The sequence below is a fragment of the Muriicola soli genome (assembly GCF_004139715.1).
GTDB lineage: Bacteria > Bacteroidota > Bacteroidia > Flavobacteriales > Flavobacteriaceae > Muriicola > Muriicola soli.
The window spans coordinates 2,297,501-2,318,165 of sequence record NZ_CP035544.1; the positions used below are offsets into that span (position 1 = coordinate 2,297,501).

At 43.8% G+C, this 20,665-nt stretch carries 11 protein-coding genes, 2 tRNA genes and 2 rRNA genes (1 of these 15 only partly in view); 6 read left to right on the plus strand and 9 right to left on the minus strand.

Annotated elements, in window-relative coordinates; genetic code table 11:
- The 6 genes from EQY75_RS10495 to EQY75_RS14335 all read right to left on the minus strand — a co-directional run.
- A 23S ribosomal RNA gene (locus EQY75_RS10495) occupies positions 1-431 on the minus strand (it extends 2,410 nt beyond the left edge of the window).
- Positions 432-665: 234 nt separating this feature from the next.
- Positions 666-739, minus strand: a tRNA-Ala gene (locus tag EQY75_RS10500).
- Between the two features lie 163 nt (positions 740-902).
- Positions 903-976: transfer RNA gene (locus tag EQY75_RS10505), tRNA-Ile, on the minus strand.
- 123 nt (positions 977-1,099) lie between these two features.
- Positions 1,100-2,626, minus strand: a 16S ribosomal RNA gene (locus EQY75_RS10510).
- Together the 16S and 23S rRNA genes with 2 tRNA genes alongside form the textbook arrangement of a ribosomal RNA operon.
- A gap of 356 nt (positions 2,627-2,982) precedes the next feature.
- The gene (locus EQY75_RS14330) at positions 2,983-3,804 is read right to left on the minus strand and encodes a putative porin (RefSeq protein WP_281278402.1); all 822 of its coding nucleotides are present in this window, start codon (positions 3,802-3,804) and stop codon (positions 2,983-2,985) included.
- Positions 3,805-3,892: 88 nt separating this feature from the next.
- Positions 3,893-4,957 carry a putative porin gene (locus EQY75_RS14335; RefSeq protein WP_281278403.1) on the minus strand — a complete coding sequence of 355 codons (1,065 nt, stop codon included), beginning with the start codon at positions 4,955-4,957 and terminating at the stop codon, positions 3,893-3,895.
- Between the two features lie 184 nt (positions 4,958-5,141).
- Here EQY75_RS14335 and EQY75_RS10520 point away from each other — a divergent pair, with 184 nt between their 5' ends.
- The 4 genes from EQY75_RS10520 (at position 5,142) to EQY75_RS10535 (ending at position 11,730) form a co-directional block, all read left to right on the plus strand.
- Positions 5,142-9,449, plus strand: coding sequence for a T9SS type A sorting domain-containing protein (locus EQY75_RS10520; RefSeq protein WP_129605666.1), 4,308 nt, complete (start codon positions 5,142-5,144; stop codon positions 9,447-9,449).
- Positions 9,446-10,153, plus strand: a complete 708-nt coding sequence (locus tag EQY75_RS10525; RefSeq protein ID WP_129605668.1) for a hypothetical protein — start codon at positions 9,446-9,448, stop codon at positions 10,151-10,153. The genes EQY75_RS10520 and EQY75_RS10525 overlap by 4 nt, the downstream gene beginning before the upstream one ends.
- A gap of 73 nt (positions 10,154-10,226) precedes the next feature.
- A complete protein-coding gene (locus EQY75_RS10530; protein WP_129605671.1) occupies positions 10,227-10,895 on the plus strand; it encodes a hypothetical protein in 669 nt (222 codons plus the stop codon).
- Between the two features lie 148 nt (positions 10,896-11,043).
- Positions 11,044-11,730 carry a hypothetical protein gene (locus tag EQY75_RS10535; protein WP_129605673.1) on the plus strand — a complete coding sequence of 229 codons (687 nt, stop codon included), beginning with the start codon at positions 11,044-11,046 and terminating at the stop codon, positions 11,728-11,730.
- A gap of 156 nt (positions 11,731-11,886) precedes the next feature.
- Here the strand turns inward: EQY75_RS10535 and EQY75_RS10540 are convergent, their stop codons facing one another.
- The 3 genes from EQY75_RS10540 to EQY75_RS10550 are packed head-to-tail and all read right to left on the minus strand — an operon-like array spanning position 11,887 to position 17,277.
- Positions 11,887-12,726: a hypothetical protein gene (locus EQY75_RS10540; RefSeq protein WP_129605675.1), complete on the minus strand. Its 840-nt coding sequence runs from the start codon at positions 12,724-12,726 to the stop codon at positions 11,887-11,889.
- Positions 12,727-12,745: 19 nt separating this feature from the next.
- Positions 12,746-14,248: a RagB/SusD family nutrient uptake outer membrane protein gene (locus EQY75_RS10545; protein ID WP_129605676.1), complete on the minus strand. Its 1,503-nt coding sequence runs from the start codon at positions 14,246-14,248 to the stop codon at positions 12,746-12,748.
- Positions 14,249-14,262: 14 nt separating this feature from the next.
- Positions 14,263-17,277, minus strand: coding sequence for a SusC/RagA family TonB-linked outer membrane protein (locus tag EQY75_RS10550; RefSeq protein ID WP_129605678.1), 3,015 nt, complete (start codon positions 17,275-17,277; stop codon positions 14,263-14,265).
- A gap of 212 nt (positions 17,278-17,489) precedes the next feature.
- On the opposite strand from EQY75_RS10550, the gene EQY75_RS10555 reads away from it, so the two are divergent.
- Positions 17,490-18,092, plus strand: a complete 603-nt coding sequence (locus EQY75_RS10555) for a ribonuclease HII (RefSeq protein WP_129605679.1) — start codon at positions 17,490-17,492, stop codon at positions 18,090-18,092.
- 28 nt (positions 18,093-18,120) lie between these two features.
- Entirely contained in the window at positions 18,121-20,568 is a 2,448-nt protein-coding gene (locus EQY75_RS10560) for an NHL repeat-containing protein (protein WP_129605681.1), read from the plus strand.
- The last annotated feature ends 97 nt before the right edge of the window (positions 20,569-20,665 follow it).

Here is a 20,665-nt window from a genome sequence, read left to right on the forward strand (position 1 = left end):
AAATTCATACAGGGTTTCACGTGCCCCGCACTACTCAGGATACCACTACTGATAACGCACTTTACCCGTACGGGACTCTCACCCTCTACGGTCCGACTTTCCAGACGGTTCCAGTTCTATTACGCATCAGATCACGTGGTCCTACAACCCCGATATTGCCGAAACAACATCGGTTTGGGCTAATCCGCGTTCGCTCGCCGCTACTTACGGAATCACTTTTGTTTTCTCCTCCTCCGGCTACTTAGATGTTTCAGTTCACCGGGTTTGCTTCCCTTGCGGGATACCATGTCTTCAACATGGTGGGTTGCCCCATTCGGATACCTGCGGATCATATCGTATGTGCCGATCCCCGCAGCTTTTCGCAGCTTATCGCGTCCTTCTTCGCCTCTGAGAGCCTAGGCATTCCCCATACGCCCTTATTTAGCTTGTCGCCTTTGCCTCGTATTCTAATCTCTTGGGTATATCTTCATACCCTTCTCTATTATTTAAATTCGTGTCTTTACAAAGTTTGCATTCCCTTACCTATACACCATAAAATGACCCATAAGTAAAAAAAATACAAACCCTATCCCAATATGTCAATGAACGTTTCGCTTACCCTTAAAAAACCCGCAATACATCAATGTAATGCCGGTGGTAAGCTGATCCTATAATCAGATCTCTTGTGGAGAATATCGGAGTCGAACCGATGACCTCCTGCGTGCAAGGCAGGCGCTCTAGCCAGCTGAGCTAATTCCCCATTTTCTACGAAATGGAAATTCCAAATTCCAAATCCCAAATTCCAATGAGGTCTATTTAAGCTTCAGCCTCTAAAATTTCCTAATTCAATATAATTCTCAATGAACGTGTGCGTTAGACCACTAAGGGCCTACTCTCTTTTGCACCTGATCTACTTTGCCAAGTAGTCTCAGGCAGACTCGAACTGCCGACCTCTACATTATCAGTGTAGCGCTCTAACCAGCTGAGCTATGAGACTGCATTTATTTTATAAAATAATGGTAGACAACTAAAATCATTACCCTTAAAGAAACTACAGAACCGCCTTAATGGCAGTTTGTTATATCACTTTGCTTCACCTTCGTGTAGCATCTTTCTCTAGAAAGGAGGTGTTCCAGCCGCACCTTCCGGTACGGCTACCTTGTTACGACTTAGCCCTAGTTACCGATTTTGCCCTAGGCCGCTCCTTACGGTGACGGACTTCAGGCACTCCCGGCTTCCATGGCTTGACGGGCGGTGTGTACAAGGCCCGGGAACGTATTCACCGGATCATGGCTGATATCCGATTACTAGCGATTCCAGCTTCACGGGGTCGAGTTGCAGACCCCGATCCGAACTGTGACCGGTTTTATAGATTCGCTCTCCGTTGCCGGATGGCTGCTCTCTGTACCGGCCATTGTAGCACGTGTGTAGCCCAGGACGTAAGGGCCGTGATGATTTGACGTCATCCCCACCTTCCTCGCGGTTTGCACCGGCAGTCTCGCCAGAGTCCCCAGCATTATCTGTTGGCAACTGACGACAGGGGTTGCGCTCGTTATAGGACTTAACCTGACACCTCACGGCACGAGCTGACGACAACCATGCAGCACCTTGCAAAATGTCCGAAGAAAAGTCTATCTCTAAACCTGTCATTCTGCATTTAAGCCCTGGTAAGGTTCCTCGCGTATCATCGAATTAAACCACATGCTCCACCGCTTGTGCGGGCCCCCGTCAATTCCTTTGAGTTTCATTCTTGCGAACGTACTCCCCAGGTGGGATACTTATCACTTTCGCTTGGCCGCCGAGACTAAAAGTCCCGACAGCTAGTATCCATCGTTTACGGCGTGGACTACCAGGGTATCTAATCCTGTTCGCTCCCCACGCTTTCGTCCATCAGCGTCAGTCGATAGTTAGTGACCTGCCTTCGCGATCGGTGTTCTATGTAATATCTATGCATTTCACCGCTACACTACATATTCCGGCCACTCCACTATGACTCAAGACAACCAGTATCAAGGGCAGTGCTACGGTTGAGCCGTACCATTTCACCCCTGACTTAATTGCCCGCCTGCGGACCCTTTAAACCCAATGATTCCGGATAACGCTCGGACCCTCCGTATTACCGCGGCTGCTGGCACGGAGTTAGCCGGTCCTTATTCTTACGGTACCGTCATCGGGGCACACGTGCCCCTTATTCTTCCCGTATAAAAGCAGTTTACAACCCATAGGGCTGTCTTCCTGCACGCGGCATGGCTGGATCAGGCGTGAGCCCATTGTCCAATATTCCTCACTGCTGCCTCCCGTAGGAGTCTGGTCCGTGTCTCAGTACCAGTGTGGGGGATCCCCCTCTCAGGGCCCCTACCTATCATAGCTATGGTGAGCCGTTACCTCACCATCTGGCTAATAGGACGCATAGCCATCCCGTACCGCCGAAGCTTTAAATTAAAATCGATGCCAATTCTAATTACTACGGGGTATTAATCCGGATTTCTCCGGGCTATCCCCCTGTACAGGGTAGGTTCTATACGCGTTGCGCACCCGTGCGCCACTCGTCAGCGGAAAAGCAAGCTTTTCCCTGTTACCGTTCGACTTGCATGTGTTAGGCCTGCCGCTAGCGTTCATCCTGAGCCAGGATCAAACTCTTCATCGTTATAACATTAATTACTATCAATGCTACTACAAATCCACAAAGTTCACCCGCCTCAAAACGGTTCTCATGTTTCCTTAAATTTAATGATCTATTCATCTGATAATAACTCCAAAATAAATCCGAAGATCCACCCCGTCATTACTACCAGATTCGCTGTCTACCAATATATCAATGAACTTATCTATTCTCTACTATAATCACCCAACAATCTCTCGTTAAGCGGGTGCAAATATAGAGCCATTTTTTCGGTTGTACAACCCTGAACGATAAAATTTTCTTAAAAGAAAATCTATCCGTCTAACCCCCTGAAAATGAGCATTCATTCTCTAAAAATTTTAAAGTCAACCCAGGAAGAATCAGGAAAAGAAGTTCCAGACAAGCCCAAAACGAATCACAAAGTCGCGATAAGGATATCCCGGTGCCGCATAATAAGTGTTCCCGGTAAAGGAAGAATTAAAATGTTCAGCCTTTAGATATATTCGCGTTTGCCGCACTTTGGCATTAATAAAGAAATCGAGAAGCGGAAAAGCGCCCAACTCCTCGCGGTTCTGCACATAGAATTCCCCCAGCAAAGGATTATAAGCATCCATATTATATGCCGTGAAATACTTTAAGGTAATTCCGGTTTGCAAAAACATGGCATTTCTGAATATATTACTTGAGTAGTAAAGCGTATTGCGAGTGACCAATTGTGGAACATTGAGTACCTCACTAGTCTGACTCACATTCTGATACATCACCGTATTGTTCAGAGCCCATTTCCCATATTTGAATTCCTTAGCGTACTTCACCTTGATTAAATTCACCGAATTTCCCTCCTGCTTTGGAGTAACAAAAGAATTCTCTTCTCCATCTGCGATTTGCTGTTCTGTAGCATTAGAGGAAAAATAAGTGTAATTATCAGTTGTAGAGTATTGGGCAGTCAAATCTCCCCAGACCTGAGAGCTCAAATTAAATTTAAGACTCTGAACATTTTCATTCTCAAAGGTGTTGCTGTTATTCCAATTGTAATTGGCGTATTCCGACTGATAGAGCAGGAAATTAAAGTTGGGCAGACCCGAAGAGGAATGTGCACTAAAACCAATCTCATTTTTTTCATTGAGTTTTAAGCTTGCCGATCCATCAAAAATATAGTTCGTCAATTCTCCTGTAATCCCGTAAGTTAATTTTCCGTCCAAGGCGAAAGAACCAATTCGTTTGCTGTAACTTCCCCTAGCGCAATCTCATCTCCCCGAAGTTGATTGGGAATGGTCCCCTGTTCCGTGATCAGAATGCTATTAAAAAGTAATCGTATTGGTACCAGTTTACAAAGCCTTTAAGTGAGCCGAGAAATTTGCTGGAATAATCAAGGCTAACACTATTGAAAAAAGTCTTCAGACTTGCTTTGTCATCAATCGGGGACACCAGAACTGAGCCGAAATAATCATTCTGCGCATCCTGCTGAAATTGAAAATACTTGGTTTCGTAACTAAATTCATGCCCGATCCCTAGTGAGGAGTTTTTTAATGAATCTCTTTTTCTGGCCAGGGTGTAGCGTTGGTCCAAATAATATCGCTTTCCCAATAATTTGTTCCTCGCGTCGGTAAAAAATACATCTATCCTGGATCTGTCCTGAAATTCAGGATCTTCAGATTCAAATTGCACCTCCTTAGCACTTAAGCCTCCGTTCTCTTCTGCCAAAATATCCTGTGCCGCGATATGGGCCCTGAGGGAATAACGATTATTCCTGGATAGGTAGTTGACCGTAGTCCTGAAATTTCCCGATTCGTTCTCACTGTACTGATATTTCCCAAAAGAACGGAATCCCTTGTAGGCAATAGAAAAATTTAATCTGGGAGAGGTGTTAAAGGTGAGCATAGCATCCAGCATCTGCCCCTGTTCAAAGGTGGTTTTAAAGAAAAGTTCTGTCAAAGGTGTTGGGACATTATAATAAGGTATATCCCCCACTTCGAGATAATTGAAATGTCGCGCCCTGGCTCCCAATGCCGGATACAGGTCTGGCCGCTCTCGATCCACACCAAGGCTGTTATACGGCTGCCCAATATTAGCAAATGGCATAAGCTCAAATTCATCGCGCCTGATAAAATTGTATTTGTATTCCTTTTGGATGGAAAGTGTGGTATCGAGAAAAGTGGTATCTCTGGAAAAGGATATGATCTTGTATTCTTCAATCCTGGTTATTGATTCACTCTCATCCGATCCCGCAGGTTTTTGCAGATTCCTTTTCATGAACTGTGTTGAATCCTTCTCTTTTCGCTGAGGAGGCAACTTGTCCTGGGCCTGAACCGGTAATAAGATCAGTAACAGGATTATAAAATATAGGTATCTCATAAATTTGAACACTCAGGCAAAGTTACTTTTTTTTAATCCTAAAGAAGTGTGAAACTTTTATAAGAAAAACACATGATTTTCCTATCTTGGGGGGCTTTGATACAAAATCCTTAAAAAAAGGGTCTTTAGAACTAATAAAATTGAATAATCCTGATTTTTTCTGGATATTAGTAAAAAAAAATTGATGATAAGAAAATTACTCGTGCTCTGCCTTCTGGCGGGTTCCTTCTCCTATGCGCAATTCAACCAGAATGCACCCTGGCTGGCCGGTCCTGATGAAAGCGAGCTTCGTACACCATCTACGGTTCAACCCCTTTCAATTTTCGAGATCTCAGCATCTGCTGAGGCCTATTGGAAAAACAAGGACAAAGACGCCAAAGGAAGTGGTTATAAACCTTTTAAGCGATGGGAAGACTACTGGATGCATTTTGTAGACCAGCAAGGGTACCTGCCCACACCAAAAGAACTCTGGGAGACCTGGGAAAATAAACAGAATCGAATTGGAATGACCACCAATCCCGTCAGCGCCTGGTCATCGGTGGGACCCGAAACTGTTGGAGTCTTTTCCGGCAGATTACCTGGTACCGGAAGGACCAACGCTATAGAAGTAGATCCTAATGATCCCAATACATGGTACGTAGGTGCTCCGGCTGGGGGTATCTGGAAAACTACTGATGCGGGCAATACATGGACCAACCTCTTTGATGATTTTCCACAGATCGGGGTTTCTAGTATCGCTATAGATCCTAATGATTCTAACATTATATATATCGCAACAGGTGATGATGACGCTGCGGATTCTTACAGTGTTGGGGTTTTTAAATCCCTGGATGCAGGGGCCACCTGGCAGGAAACCGGGCTCAACCCTTCTACATCCAACTTCAGCACACTCATGACAGTGATCTTGATCGATCCTACGGATTCAAACGTTCTGTGGGTGGCAACGAATACAGGGCTCTATAAAAGTATCGATGCAGGAGATACCTGGAATATTAAACAAGGCGGTTATATTGCCGACCTTAAATTAAAACCGGGCGATGCCAATACAGTCTATGCAATCGTAGGCCGTTATTTAGGCGGATCAGGGAATCAGGTTACTTTTTATAAGTCTACGGACGGAGGTGACACACCTTTCGTAGCTTTGGATGATCCGCTTCTCCCTACCAGTTCGGGCAGGGCTTTGTTAGGGGTTACCCCTGCAGATCCGGAAGTACTTTACATCCTGACTGCCAATACAGGATCGAGTAATTTTACTTTTCAGGGGCTTTACAAATCTACAGATAGCGGTGAGACCTTTACCGAGAGTCCGAATACCACAAACATCATGGAATCGAGTCAGGCCTGGTTTGATTTGGCCTTCGAGGTTTCACCCACCAATGCCAACGAACTCTATATGGGCTGTCTGAATATCTGGAAGAGTGTCAATGGCGGGAATTCTTTTACCCGCCTCAATCAATGGTTTACCAATAATGCGGCCTATACACATGCCGATATCCACACCATCAAAATTTTCAACGACCAGGTATTCGCCTGTACAGACGGGGGTATTTACAGATCTACCAACGGCGGAGGGAGTTTTACCGATTATACCAGCGGGATGGCCGTTGGCCAATTCTACCGGCTTTCCGTTTCGCCCGAGAATTCCTCTAAAATGATTGGAGGACTACAAGATAATGGCGGGCAGATTCTTCAAAACGGGGTATGGAATAATTATCACGGTGGTGACGGGATGGATAATGTTATCGATCCCAACAATGATAATCTGGTCTACGGATTTACTCAATTTGGCGGTTCGCTGAATATATCATCCAACTCGGGACAATCTATTGGCTTTGTCGGACCTCCAAGGGATGATCAGAACAATACCATACAGGGAAACTGGATTACGCCCCTGGCGATCAGCAGCACCGGGGAAGTCTACTCCGGCTTTGATGCTGTATACAAATTAGTTGGTAGCGCCTGGGAGAAGTGGTCCAATGATTTTGGCGACGGAAACATCGATGATATAGAAGTAGATCCAACCGACCCGAATGTAATCTATGCCGCTGAAGGAAATATCATTTACCGCAGTGAAGATGGTGGACAAAATTTTACAACATTTTACCTGGCAGATGCCGATATTTCTGATATGACCGTCAATTCCAATGATGGTTCTTTTGTTTATTATGTCACGTCTCGCCGCGTTGGAATAAGTCAAGCCAATCAACCTACTCAAAGAGAAATTTATAAAATACCCGTAAATGAGAATGGTGAAGCCGGACTTGAAGTTGACATTACTTATAATATTCCAGCAGACCAGGCCTTTTTCTCCATTGTACATCAGGGGAGGCACACAGACAATCCCCTTTACGTAGGCACAAGTCTGGGTGTATATCGCACAGATGATACCCTCAGTGAATGGGAAGATTATTTTACCGATCTACCGAGTGTGGCTGTAAGCGATCTGGACATCAGCCTTGACGATGAATTGATTACAGCATCCACCTACGGAAGAGGCGTTTGGCAATCGCCAATCCCTATTCAGGTGCCCGATAACGACGTGCGCCTTGTTTCTTTGTCTCCGGCTAATGACCTCGTCCTCTGCGGTGAGATCATTCCCGAAATCGTTGTGGAAAACAACGGTCTTAATCCTATAACTTCCGTAGATGTAAGCTATACCATCGATGGAGGAAACCCGCAGAATTTTAATGCGCCTGTTAACTTGAACAGCGAAGAAACCACTACTATCTCATTACCCTCGCTCAATCTGACCACAATAGGCCAATATACGCTACAGGTTACAGTTTCTATAACCGGTGATGCCTTTGCGGACAACAATGAAATAAGCCATTCCTTTTTTGTAAACGGGTTTGGTGTAGGTGACGAAATAAATCTGTTCGAATCTACTGCTGACAATCTGAATACCTACAATGACGGGGGAGGTGCTCCACTTTGGGAAAGAGGAGTGCCCGAGGGCAGTCTCTTAAACCAGGCCCGTTCCGGGACTCAGGTTTATGGAACCAACCTGGATGGCAACCATCCCGACGGTACTATTGCTTATCTGATTAGCGACTGTTATGAATTGTCGAGCATCCTGGCTCCTGTACTAAAGTTCCAAATGGCCTACGATCTGGAGATCAATTTTGACATTGTTTATGTAGAGTACAGTACGGATGACGGGGCCAACTGGCAGGTATTGGGAAGCGTCAATAGTCAGCCCAACTGGTATAACAGTGACCGTACCAATGAAAGTTCGGGAGCAGATGACGATTGCCAGAATTGTCCCGGAGCCCAATGGACGGGAACGGAGGCTACATTAACAGAGTATGCCTATGATTTTACGGCAAACGCTGCCCTGGGGGAAACCGATCTTACTAATGAAAACAATGTAATCTTCAGAATCGTATTCCACTCAGATCCTTCAGTTAACCAGGAAGGAGCTATAATTGATGACCTGGTGGTAGAAGGCTTCCAGGATGATGACGATGATGATAATGACGGCGTTCTTGACGTTGATGATAACTGTCCCTTGGTGGGCAATGCTGATCAACTAGACACAGACGGCGATGGAGAAGGAGATGCCTGTGATACCGATGATGACAACGACGGGATTGACGATATTGACGACAATTGTCCTTTGATTGCTAATGCTGATCAGGCAGATGCCGATGGAGATGGTATTGGAGATGTTTGTGATGACGATGCCGACAATGACGGAGTCCCTAATGCTCAAGATCTATGTGATAATACTCCTCCCGGGGCTGTAGTTGATGTTACGGGTTGTGAAATATTCACCCTGCCCTCCAACAACTTCAGTTTGCTTGCCGTTGGCGAAACATGTACGTCTAACAACGACGGCAGCATTGTGGTCAATGCCACAGAAGCGCTGAATTATACCGCAATCCTTTCCGGCGGGGGCCTTAATCAAAGTCAGAGCTTTAGTGATACCTTTACATTCGAAAATCTGGCATCAGGTTCTTATGATTTGTGCATAACAGTAGAAGGTCAGCCCGGTTACGAGGTCTGTTATTCGGTTTCTATCTCCGAACCGGAAGACTTGTCGGTATCATCGAAGATTGATTCTTTTGACAACAAGGTAACCTTGGATCTGTCCGGAGGTAAATCGTATACCATAAATCTCAATGGAGAGATCTTCCGCACTTCGGAGAGGGAGATTACCCTGCCTCTGTCACAGGTAGAAAACACTTTAACCGTAAGGACGGACAAAGATTGCCAGGGTGTATATTCGGAGACGATCATGCTGAGTTCAGAATTGCTGATCTATCCCAATCCTATCGCCTCAGGCGATCTGAATATCTATCTCGGAAACAACAGTTCCTCTCAGGTGGAGGTTGCTTTATTCGACCTTAATGGCCGTACGGTTTTCAGAAAAGAGTACAATGTGCAAAACAATGAAATCAAATTTAATGTGGATGCACTTTCAAAAGGCATCTATATGCTGAATATCAAAACTTCTTCAAGTTTGATGAATTATAAAATCATAAGAAAATGAAATACAGACTAATATATACAGCCCTACTCTCTGCACTAGTATTATCCTGTGGAGGAGGGAGTGATCCCGATCCGGATCCGGATCCTCCGGTAGTAATCCCTGCCCCTTCTGCGGCAAGCCTGATCTTCCCGGATGATAACACGGAGTGTAACGAAGGGACCATTGTCAATGAAACACAAAGCACCGTTACTTTTAGGTGGTCTGATTCTGAAAACACCGATTCCTATCAGGTGAATCTGCGTAATCTGGACAACAACAATACATCCCGAACAAATTCGTCTATCAACAGTGCTGATATAACCATTTTACGAGGCGTTCCTTATGAGTGGTTTGTTGTTTCCAGGGCCGATGGCACCAATGAAACGGCCAGCAGTCCAACCTGGCGCTTTTACAATCAGGGACCCGGAGTAGAGAATTATGCCCCCTTCCCTGCCGATGTGGTGAGTCCGGAGAGAGGAGCAACAGTTGCTACAGCAGTAACAGTAAGCCTTGTTTGGGCAGGAAGTGATGTGGATAACGACCTTGAGGACTTCGAAGTGTTTTTCGGCACGGACAGCGCTGCTTTAGCTTCATTGGGTACGACTACTGAAAGTACTTTTGACGCGGCTGTGGAATCGGGAATGGTATACTATTGGCGAATTGTTTCCCGAGACAGCCAGGGTAATACCTCCCAATCAGAAATCTTTGATTTCCGCGTGCAATAATGACAGTTTTTTATTAATATTTCCATGCTGGAATGATATTTGATCCTTCTTCAGCAACTAAAACAATGAATACATGATTAAAAGAAATTTTATGCTCGTTTTTGCTCTGGGTGCAACCTTTACCTATGCGCAAAACATTGAATTACCCACAGAATTCATTAATAATACCACCTTAGGTGGCGTTAACAGTGGATTACCTGATAATGTTCAAGGTTCACCTTATGCCAACGAAGAATTCGTTCTGGGTAAGGTCTATGCCAAAGGGCAGGATCCCTACAATGGACTATTGAGGTACAATGCTTATCAGGACGGGATAGAAATGAAAACTGACAAGGGAGTCATCACCCTTTTAAAAAGGGAATATCTCAGTGCCATGATTGACGGCAAGCTATATCGCATAGAAAACTATAAGAACAATGGAGCCATCCGCAAGACCTATTTTGTAGAGATGAATAAGGGTCATGCGAGATTACTGCTTAAGCAGGGTAAAAAATTCGTGGAGGAACAGTCAGCCACCTCCTCGTATTCAAGGGATAAGCCGGCTAAGTTTGAAGATGAAAATTCGTATTACATTATTACGGAAGGAAATCCCGGGATTGAAGTAAAACTAAGGAGTAAGGATATCATTGCTGCACTTCCCGATCATAAGAAAGAAGTTGAGGCTTTTGCCAAGAAGAATAAATTAAAAATGAAGACTGAGGAAGAAGTAATTCAGGTAATGGCCTACTATAATTCCCTGTAACCTCAATAACTAAAATCATAACCCGCACCTGGATGCGGGTTTTTTTATGGCCTTTTCTTTATATGAATAAACGCGAATAGTCATTTTTAACAATGCGTTAAAATATCTTGGCTGAAGAATTTTGTAACTTTTTATAAAGTCCAAGTCTATGAAAAAAAGCATTCTTCCCTTGATTTTTGTCTTCTGTTTATACCTGAGCCAAGCTCAGGACATGAGTTACAATCAGCCATGGCTATCGGTAATGCCGGGTGAAAGGTCATTAGCCTTTGGAATTCCTCAGCGATCGGTCTTTTCAGATGTACAAGGCACGCCTTACGCCAATGAAGAATTCCTTGAAGGAACCCTTTACAGATTTGGCAAAGCCAAATTTAAAGGGCGGTTTCGCTACAATGCCTATACCAATGAAATAGAAAATGAGTCAAAGAACGGGCCCCTTGTTCTATTGCGAACAGATTATTACCAGGTTACTATTGGGAACGACCTCTACATTATTGCTTCTTATTTGGAAAAGGGCGCAATCAGAAAATCCTACTTTGTGGAAAAGAATAAGGGTAAAGTATGTCTTTTAAAAAAAGAGAGTAAGGAGTTATCGCAATTGGAATTTCCCGGATCTTCATACAGGCCGGAGCGTGCAGCCAGATTTAAAGATGAGGTATCTTATTATTTAAAAGTGGGTTCTGATCCTGCAGTTAAGGTAGGTTTAAAGAAAAAAGATATGGTAAAAGTATTAGCGGATCATCAGAAAGAAGTGCAGGCATTCATCAAAGAAAACTCTTTAAAGATAAGATCGGAAGAAGATGTGTTGCAACTCCTGGCATATTACAACTCACTTTGACCAAATGGATAGAATGGATTCTAAATGAGCTGTTTACTCATTACATCAAAACCCCATGGGATGTAAACGATGAAGATTACAGCTCAGATCAGATAAACCTAAAAATAAAAAAGCCCGCTAATTGCGGGCTCTTTTCTATGTAAACTAGTGTTTTTACTAGACTTTAGTCAAAGTAATAGAGGCATTAGCCTGTGCACCACAACTTGCTCCACCCTCGTCATCTGCAAAGTCGATAACTAAAACAGAGTCGTCACCGGCAGTATAACCACCTGTTGCATTACTGGGTCCGAGAGTTGTAGAAGAACCACAACCTACTCCGGTAGCCTGCCCCGCATCAACTACAACTGTCCCGCAAACAAGGGTAAAGTTAAAGTCGATTGGACTAAATGTACCTAAGTCCGGATAGATCTGAGCGTTGAATACTCTCGCATCATTACTGGAAGCCCCCTGAGAGATCGTTACAACCCCTTGTGGGAACACTGTTGATCCAAAAATACCTGTAGCAGTAGTAGTAAGCTGGTAATCTCCTATAAAGAAATCCTCTTCCACAGGACATACCTGGAACATGCTTATGGTAAGCGTTCCGGGATCAACATTAGCATCACCCGATCCTGTGATTCCTGCTAATTCCAAAGTAACTGTTTTGGTTTCACCGATTTCTATTCCGGCATCTATTCCTGTAAAACTTAGCAAACCTACATAAGAATTTGCCGGAATCGTTACAGATCCTGCCACGCTGTACTGATCAGCAGTTGCTTCATCTTCAGCTCCTGAGACAACATTAACATTTACCGTTCTGTCAGCATCCGAAATAGTTGACACCTCAATAGGAATCTCAATTTCAGCACTGGAATCAAATACAACGGGTAAGTTAATAGCGCTTGTGTTAAACGTAACAAACGTTTGCCCATTGACGTTGTCGTATATTACCAGGTCCTCTTCACATGAAGTGAAGCTGATGATAGCAATTACGATAAGTGCAATATATTTTTTCATAATATTTCTTTTTTAAGTGTTAGTATCCTGGGTTTTGCTGCTCACGAAGACCTGGGTTCGCATTGAATTCCACGATAGGCAGTGGCAATGTAAACCTGAAGTCCGTTGCTGGAAGCGTACAAGCTCCATTAAACGCGCAATCAATCGGGTCTTTTAAGACTCCCTGGTTAGCACGGGCACCCAATCTTTTGATGTCCTTGTAACGATGACCTTCAAAGGCCAATTCAATTCTTCTGGCATCAAGGATTGCTGCGAAAGCTTCTGTTTCATTAGCAAATACCGGTAAAGCAGTATCTGTTCCGAAACGAGCGTCGTTTAACTGCTTTAATAAAGCCGCAGTAGAATTCGTAGCACCGTTAATACTTCCTGCATCGGCGTAAGCCTCAGCGCGGATAAACAACATTTCTGAAGAACGAAATACTTTGAGGTCGTTCATCAAAGGCTGCCCTTCAGATCCTGGATACTTCTGGATCACCAGAATGTCAGTAGCCGGGTTGTTATTCGTCGCATAATCAGGATCAATAACACTTGTTGGTGCCACATTCACATCATAGCGAATATCTGCAGGATCTAACAAGTTAAATAAAGAACGTCCCATTTCGAAATAAGGAGAACCAGAAAGGGTAGCATCTACGAAGGCAAAACGAGCACCGGCCCATCCACCTGCGGCAGGACTACCTGTAGCACCCTGTCCGTCATAAGGATCATTGTTTGTTCTTTCTAACTTAAAGATGATCTCGGTATTATCAGTATCAAGGAACATCGCCTCGTACTGAGCTCTGTTTGCAATACCGTACTTGTCTAACAATTGCTGACTCAAAGTAGCAGCCAGAGTGTAGTTCCCACGGTAAGCAGCAATACGAGCCCTTAACGCTGTTACAGCATCTCTGTTTGCGAATGTCGGATCACTTGTGTCTGCACCAATAAGGGATTGAGCACGATCTAAATCAGCAAGGATCAATGCATAAACCTCTCCGTTGGTATTTCTCAACAACTGCTCGTCAATGGTAGGAACACGATCGAGAGCAATTACCCCAAGGGCGCTGTCATCCGTATAATCTGTTGTGAAATACTCCATAAGGAACCAATGAGCCCATGCTCTTAAGAAGTAAGACTGGCCTACAATGTCATTGTATTGAGCTTCTTCTCCTGCTTCAGGCGTGATTCCTTCAGCAGCTTCGATAAGCCTGTTAGCCGAATTGATAGCACCATATGCGCCTACCCAGAAGCTGGCAGGAGCTGTACTACCTGCATTTAAAACAAAACCGTAATCGGCAAGTCCCTGGCCTCCATTATCAAAACCGATAGAGAGTTCATCAGTGAAGATCGAACTAAAGGCGATCTCACCGGAAAGGTCGTAATTGGCATAGACCCCAAAGAGTCCGGCCTGAAGATCCGCTACGTTTTCGAAAGCGGCATCGGCATCCAATCGTCCTGGCTGGTCAATATCGATCGCATCGTTACACGCTACGAGGACTGTTACCAAGCCAAATAGATAAAATAGTTTTTTATAATTTTTCATTGCTCTTTTTATTTTTAAAATCCTAATTCGAATCCTACTGATAGTGTCTTAGGTGTTGGATACAAACGTGAAGTATTACTTAACGCTTCTGCATCAAACCCTCTCCATTTTGTAATAGTAAATAGGTTTTCTGCGTTTCCAAATATTCTAAGTCTTGAGAATCCTGTACCTTCTAGCAGTCTTGCCGGGAAGCTGTATCCGATAGAGGCAAAACGCAATCTGATATAATCAGCATCTGTTACATAGCGGTCAGAGCCAAATGATGCTCTGTTAAATGCATCGTAAGATGGAATATCAGTGACTCTGTTATCCGGAGTCCACGCTCTAAACAAATCACGAGAAGATCTAAACTGTCCGATGTTGTCCGGATTCTGGAATGAAGCAAGGTCATTGTCGAACCTGTCTACCCCAACAGTGTAGTTAAACTGTGTCTGAACAAAGAATCCTTTGTAATCCAGATTGAAACCAAAACTTCCGTTAAAATCAGGGAAAATGTTCTGATCTGTCCAAACTCTGTCAGTATCTGCATCAGGATTTTCTGTGATGTTACCATCTGCATCCAAAAACAACAGGTTACCATTAGCCGGGTTTACACCTGCATAACGAATGGTGTAGTATTCAAATAACTTTCCACCATTTCTACCTGTTCCGATGAGTTCCCCATCTTCACTTGGTAAATCACCCAATTCCTGTTTGTTGTAGTTCCCTACAAAATTCAGAACCAGGTTAAGCCCGTCGTCTCCTCCATTAAGGATGTTATAGTTCAAAGTAAGATCAACACCAGTATTAGTCAATGTTCCTGTGTTCGCATTCAATTGCGTTACCGCATTAATTGCAGAAACGGGAGTACTCTGGAACAAATCTGATGTTTCTTTTACATATCCGTCTACACTACCTCTCAACCTGCTGTTAAACAACTCAAAGTCGAGACCAACGTTACCCTGGGTAACGGTTTCCCATCGAAGGGTAGTATTCGCAATTTGAGAAAGGAATGTAGCAGTTTGGTTTGCATATCCCGGCCCTGTGGCAAAGAAGTTCTTTGTAAGGTCAGGTGAAGAGAAATAAGTATTACCTGCAATCCTCTGGTTACCTGAGGTACCGTAAGAGGCTCTTAACTTCAAGACATCAAAGACTGAATTTTCCATAAAGGCTTCGTTGTCAATATTCCAACGCCCGGCTACAGAATAGAAAGTCGCGTATCGGTTACTTCCTGCAAAACGGTAGGAAGCATCACGTCTGATTGTACCCGTGATCCCATAACGTCCGTCATAATCGTAATCAGCCTGGCTGAATACGGAGAACAGACCTGCATTTCTGATTGTCGCAGTAGGGTTGTCAGGGAACAGTAATGCGCCCTGAGCAGTATCATAAAATACTGGTACAAGTCCGGCACCATCTCCTGGTGAGAAAGTCTTTGGGTTTAACCCGTTAGCAAAATATCCAAAAGCTCTCAAATGTGCCTTAAAATATTCTGAGTAAACCCCCATATCCAATGTGTGCTTGCCCCAGGTATTGTTGTAATTCAATGAAGTTACCTGGTTGTAGCTAAACTGTCTGGTAGAGATTTGCTGCTGGAATCCTGAAGTTGGGTTTTCAGCGCCTCCAAAAAGAAGTGCGTTAAAGGAAGTTGGACCTTCCGCCCTGGTCAAGAATTCACTTTGGTAATCAGCACTCATGGTTACATTCGCAGAAAGATTATCAGTAATCTGATATCCCGCCTGGAAGCTTCCGATAAGCTTAACCTCTTCTTCTTTTCTGGTATAAGTTCTTAACCTGTCTATAAGGAAAAGAGGAGTGTTAGCAAATGTCAATGGTGAAAGAAGGTCAGCACCTGTGGTATAATCATCAGGAGTGATATAAGGTACCGACTGATAGGCACCAAGGATATAGTTCCTGTTGATAGCACCAGAACCAATAGAGTTAGGCTCGTTAGATTCTGAATAGTTAATCGTTAGATTAGTGCTGTAATTGAATTTTTCGTTCTCAGATTTTCCTGTAGTATTATTACGAATACTGAAACGCTTAAGGTTTGAATCCTGAAGCACACCTTCCTGGTCAAAATAACCTAAAGAAGTAAACTGTGTAAAGTTCTCACTACCTGATTGCAGGGTAAGCGTATGATTCTGAGTAAGTCCGGTATCGAAAAAGTAATTGGCCCAATCAAAAGTGGGGGCCGCAGCAATTTCTTGATCCGTAAGTGTTGCACCTCGTCCTAGTCCTCTCTGCTGTTCAAGACCAAGCTGCTCTTGAGAATCCATGAGGTTGTAGTCATTATCCTGAAGAGTACTAAAACTCATGATTCCGGTATAATTGACTTGAAGGCCCTGATTAAAGTTACCCTGACGTGTCTTGATCACAATTACCCCGTTCGCACCCCTGTTACCGTAAATTGCAGTTGCCCCCGCATCTTTCAATACAGAAACTGAAGCGATGTCTTGTGGGTTTAAACTACGGAAGTTATTCTCATCTACAGGTACACCGTCTATAATGTAGAGCGGCTGTGTGTTACCGTTGATGGAAGTTACCCCACGAAGGTTTACGTTAGAAGCGGCACCGGGCTGTCCGGTAGAAGTGGTAATGTTAAGACCTGCTACCTGTCCGGAAAGTGTCTGGACAAAACTCGCGTTTGGTCTGTTCTCAATAGTCTCCGCATTAATCGTTACCGATGCAATACTCGACTTTTCCTTGGTAGAGTTACGATACCCCTGAACTACAACTTCCTGCAGTGCTTCAGCATCATCTTCCATTTGAACATTAATGGTACTAGCAGTACCAATAGTTCTCGTCACCGTCTTTTGCCCCAGATAACTGTACCTTAATACCTGTCCAACACGGGCAGAAATAGTATAGTTTCCGTCAAAATCGGTTTGTGTTCCGGTCGTTGTTCCAACAACTAAAACCGCAACACCAGGTAGAGGCATCCCGCTTTGGTCTGTCACAACACCTGAAATACTCTTCTCTTGTGCAAAAGAAAAGCTCATGCAGAGCACCAATAATGGTGTCAACATCCATGTTAACTTTGATTTCATTTAATTAGATTTTTGAATTAGCCAGCTGCAAAAATGATAATTATAAGTTAATTTTCCAAACGAGAAGTGAAAGTGGCGTTAAGGCTTGTTAAAATATGGTCATTTATTATTGATAATGTAATCATTTTGGCAATTTGATTAACTATCATCAAAACTTTTAACGATATATTTTAAATCCTTATGTTCTTAACTGCCTCAAATTTGGATACTAAATGGCCTTATTAAAAGAATATCACCGTTTCTTATACGAAGCCGGAACCGACGAGGCGGGCCGGGGATGTCTGGCCGGTCCGGTTACCGCAGCCGCCGTTATTCTCCCTCCGGGATACATTTCTGACCTACTCAATGACTCAAAGGTTCTTTCGGAGAAACAAAGAGGTATTATCGGTGCTGAAATATTATCGGATGCCCTGAGTTACAGTATAGTCCATATTGAGCCTGCCATGGTAGATGAAATTAATGTCCTCAACGCTTCTATCCTTGGAATGCACAAAGCCCTTTCAGGCCTTAGTGTAGAACCCAGACATATCCTTGTGGATGGAAATCAATTTAAGCCCTTCAAAAAATATTCACACGAGTGTATCGTAAAAGGAGATGGGAAATACATGAGTATAGCTGCAGCTTCCGTCCTGGCAAAGAATTCAAGGGACGATTATATGAGGAAGCTACACGAGGAGTACCCGGTCTACAACTGGCAGCAAAACAAAGGCTACCCTACAGCGGAACATCGCAGGGCGATTCTCAAATACGGACTTACCCCTTATCACAGAAAAAGTTTTAAAATCAGGAATGATCAATTATCACTTGAACTATAAAACCCTAAATTTGTTCTAAAATTAGTGCATGAGAAGTATCCTGGCGATAGGCTTTATCGCAATCTTCATATCGGCCTGTAATTCTTTGGAACGTACTGAAATTTCATTAGAAGAGGCGATTCCCTCCAATGCAGCCCTTATCCTTAAAGTAAAGGACCCGGCTTCTTTAAAGCGTGATCTCAGGAACTGCGATTTTATCCCATCTTCTTCTACTGTGAAATATGGGGCTGATCTACTATATATAATCGGACAATTAAAAGAACTCCAAACTAAAGATGAGGGTTACCTGGTGGCCATACCCAATTCTTCTGACAGCCTCTCTTACGTTTATATATCTGAAATTGCCCCTAAAGAACAAACGGCAGACAGTGTTGAGACAGACAGTATTAGGGTGGAGCCTGAATTAATTGAGGAAACTACAGTATCGTCTGTAAAGTGGTTCACTTCTGAAACGGGAAATCTGAGATTTTCCAGCATAGATTCTTTGCTGGTCGCAGAAAAAAAATGGTTAAACTCAACCTCCTATCCCGGGAATGAATTACTATCCCTACTTAAAAACCCTGCCCCCGGAAAGGAAGTTTCCCTCTTTTTAAAGTCACCTCAACTCGATTCCCTGAATTCCTTAGTGGCAAATAAAAGTAGTTTTAACTGGACTCACTTAGCCAACTCCCTGGCACTGGATCTCAGGGCTTCACAGGACATATTACAATGGACAGGTGTTGGCACCGTTACGGATAGTACACCTTCACTCCTATCCCTTTTTTCAAATACCCAACCCGTAGTGAATACCCTTGCCTCCCTCGCCCCTGAGAGCGCAGACGGATTGCTTACGATTTCATTTACGGATGAGGCGGTCTTCAGGGCAAATCAGCAGCAACAATTTACTGAGGCCAATGACGCAGACGCGCTGTTTGGAACCACCGAAGAAGTAGGCCTCGTATTTCAAGGGCAAAATAAGGGAATAATCATCAATACATTTGGAGCACTAAGCCTGTCAGAATTTTTACAGGAATCGCGTAGCTCAGTGTATGATTACCAAGGAAAGGAGATAGGGGTCCTGGCATCTAGCGCTTTACTGGAAGAGGCTTTTCCCGCCTTTATTTCCAATTTTAAAGCTACCCACTATACAGTGCTCGACAATGCCTTTATCTTTTGTGAGGATAGAAGATTTATAGAACTTATGATCAGGAATATCAACAGTGAAAAAACTTTTGAGACTTCTGCGATATACGAAAGTGCCCGCTCCGAACTGGCGGAGGCTTCTTCTATGCTCTTCCTTGCGGATGGCGGCAAACTGACTGACGAAATTTCCCGCTATATCCCCAAAGCCATGTTATTAGGTCAGGGTTCAGACATGCCCGATCATGTCTTCGCCTTTCAGCTCGTCTCAGACCGATCCTTCTCCCACCTTAACACTTTTGTTAAAAGAAAAACGAATGCTCAAAAAAAACGGGGAGTTGCACCGCTCTTCACGGTTGAATTGGGGGCACCATTGGCAACTAACCCTCAATTTGTAACAGATCACAGGAATGATAAAAAAGAGATCGTTGTACAGGACACGGAGAACAACCTCTACCTGATCTCAACATCGGGTAAAGTTTTATGGAAGAAGAAACTCGAAGGAAGAGTACAAGGCAGAATAGAACAAATAGACCTCTACAAGAACGGTCGCTTACAACTTGCCTTTACGACCAGTAATCAGTTCCTGGTACTAGACAGGAACGGAAAAGAGGTAGCTCCTTTTGATATGTCCTTTTCCGGCCCCTTACTCAATCCGCTTTCGGTATTCGATTATGAAGGTAATCGCAATTACCGCTTTGTGGTGACCCAGGGCAGTGATGTACGTATGTACAACGGAAAGGGCAAAATTGTAGACGGATTCAAATACACAAAGGCTGAAACTGCGGTTCTCGACAGGCCGAGACATTTCAGGATCGGCAGCAAGGATTACTTAGTTTTTAAACTCGAAGACGGTTCCCTTAGAATTTTAAATCGGGTGGGCGATACACGGGTTGCGGTAGATGAAAGAATCGATTTTTCAGAAAACGATGTTTATCTCAACAATAACAAGTTTATTATCACCGATAAAACAGGGACGCTCTTTGCCATTGATACCCGTGGAAAGATCACAAAAACCCGTTTTAACCTATCCGAAGACCACGGGATAGACGCTACCACTAAAACCCTTTCAGTGATGAATGACAATGAGCTCACCATTAAAGGGAACAAGGCTAGCCTGGACCTTGGGGTCTATACAAAACCTCGTATCTTTTATATCTACGACAAGATCTACGTGAGCGTTACGGATATTCAGACGCAAAGGGCCTACCTCTTTGACAGCAATGCAATCTCATTTTCAGGGTTCCCGGTATATGCCGCTTCACCGATCGACCTTTCAGACTTGGATAACGACAGGAGGGTGGAGATCGTCTCCAAATTTGAGGAGAATTCAGTGATCGTGTACACGATCAATTAATTGAACTAAAAGGTATTAGAGGGGGTAAAATAGGGCTTACTTTCCGGAAATAAACATCAAATTTTTAGTATTTTTAGGAGTACTAATCGGTTTCTGG

Coding starts and splice junctions, on each gene's coding strand:
- EQY75_RS14335 (WP_281278403.1), bottom strand. CDS start 4,957: ATGAGATACCTATATTTTATAATCCTGTTACTGATCTTATTACCGGTT.
- EQY75_RS10520 (WP_129605666.1), top strand. CDS start 5,142: ATGATAAGAAAATTACTCGTGCTCTGCCTTCTGGCGGGTTCCTTCTCC.
- EQY75_RS10525 (WP_129605668.1), top strand. CDS start 9,446: ATGAAATACAGACTAATATATACAGCCCTACTCTCTGCACTAGTATTA.
- EQY75_RS10530 (WP_129605671.1), top strand. CDS start 10,227: ATGATTAAAAGAAATTTTATGCTCGTTTTTGCTCTGGGTGCAACCTTT.
- EQY75_RS10535 (WP_129605673.1), top strand. CDS start 11,044: ATGAAAAAAAGCATTCTTCCCTTGATTTTTGTCTTCTGTTTATACCTG.
- EQY75_RS10540 (WP_129605675.1), bottom strand. CDS start 12,726: ATGAAAAAATATATTGCACTTATCGTAATTGCTATCATCAGCTTCACT.
- EQY75_RS10545 (WP_129605676.1), bottom strand. CDS start 14,248: ATGAAAAATTATAAAAAACTATTTTATCTATTTGGCTTGGTAACAGTC.
- EQY75_RS10550 (WP_129605678.1), bottom strand. CDS start 17,277: ATGAAATCAAAGTTAACATGGATGTTGACACCATTATTGGTGCTCTGC.
- EQY75_RS10555 (WP_129605679.1), top strand. CDS start 17,490: ATGGCCTTATTAAAAGAATATCACCGTTTCTTATACGAAGCCGGAACC.
- EQY75_RS10560 (WP_129605681.1), top strand. CDS start 18,121: ATGAGAAGTATCCTGGCGATAGGCTTTATCGCAATCTTCATATCGGCC.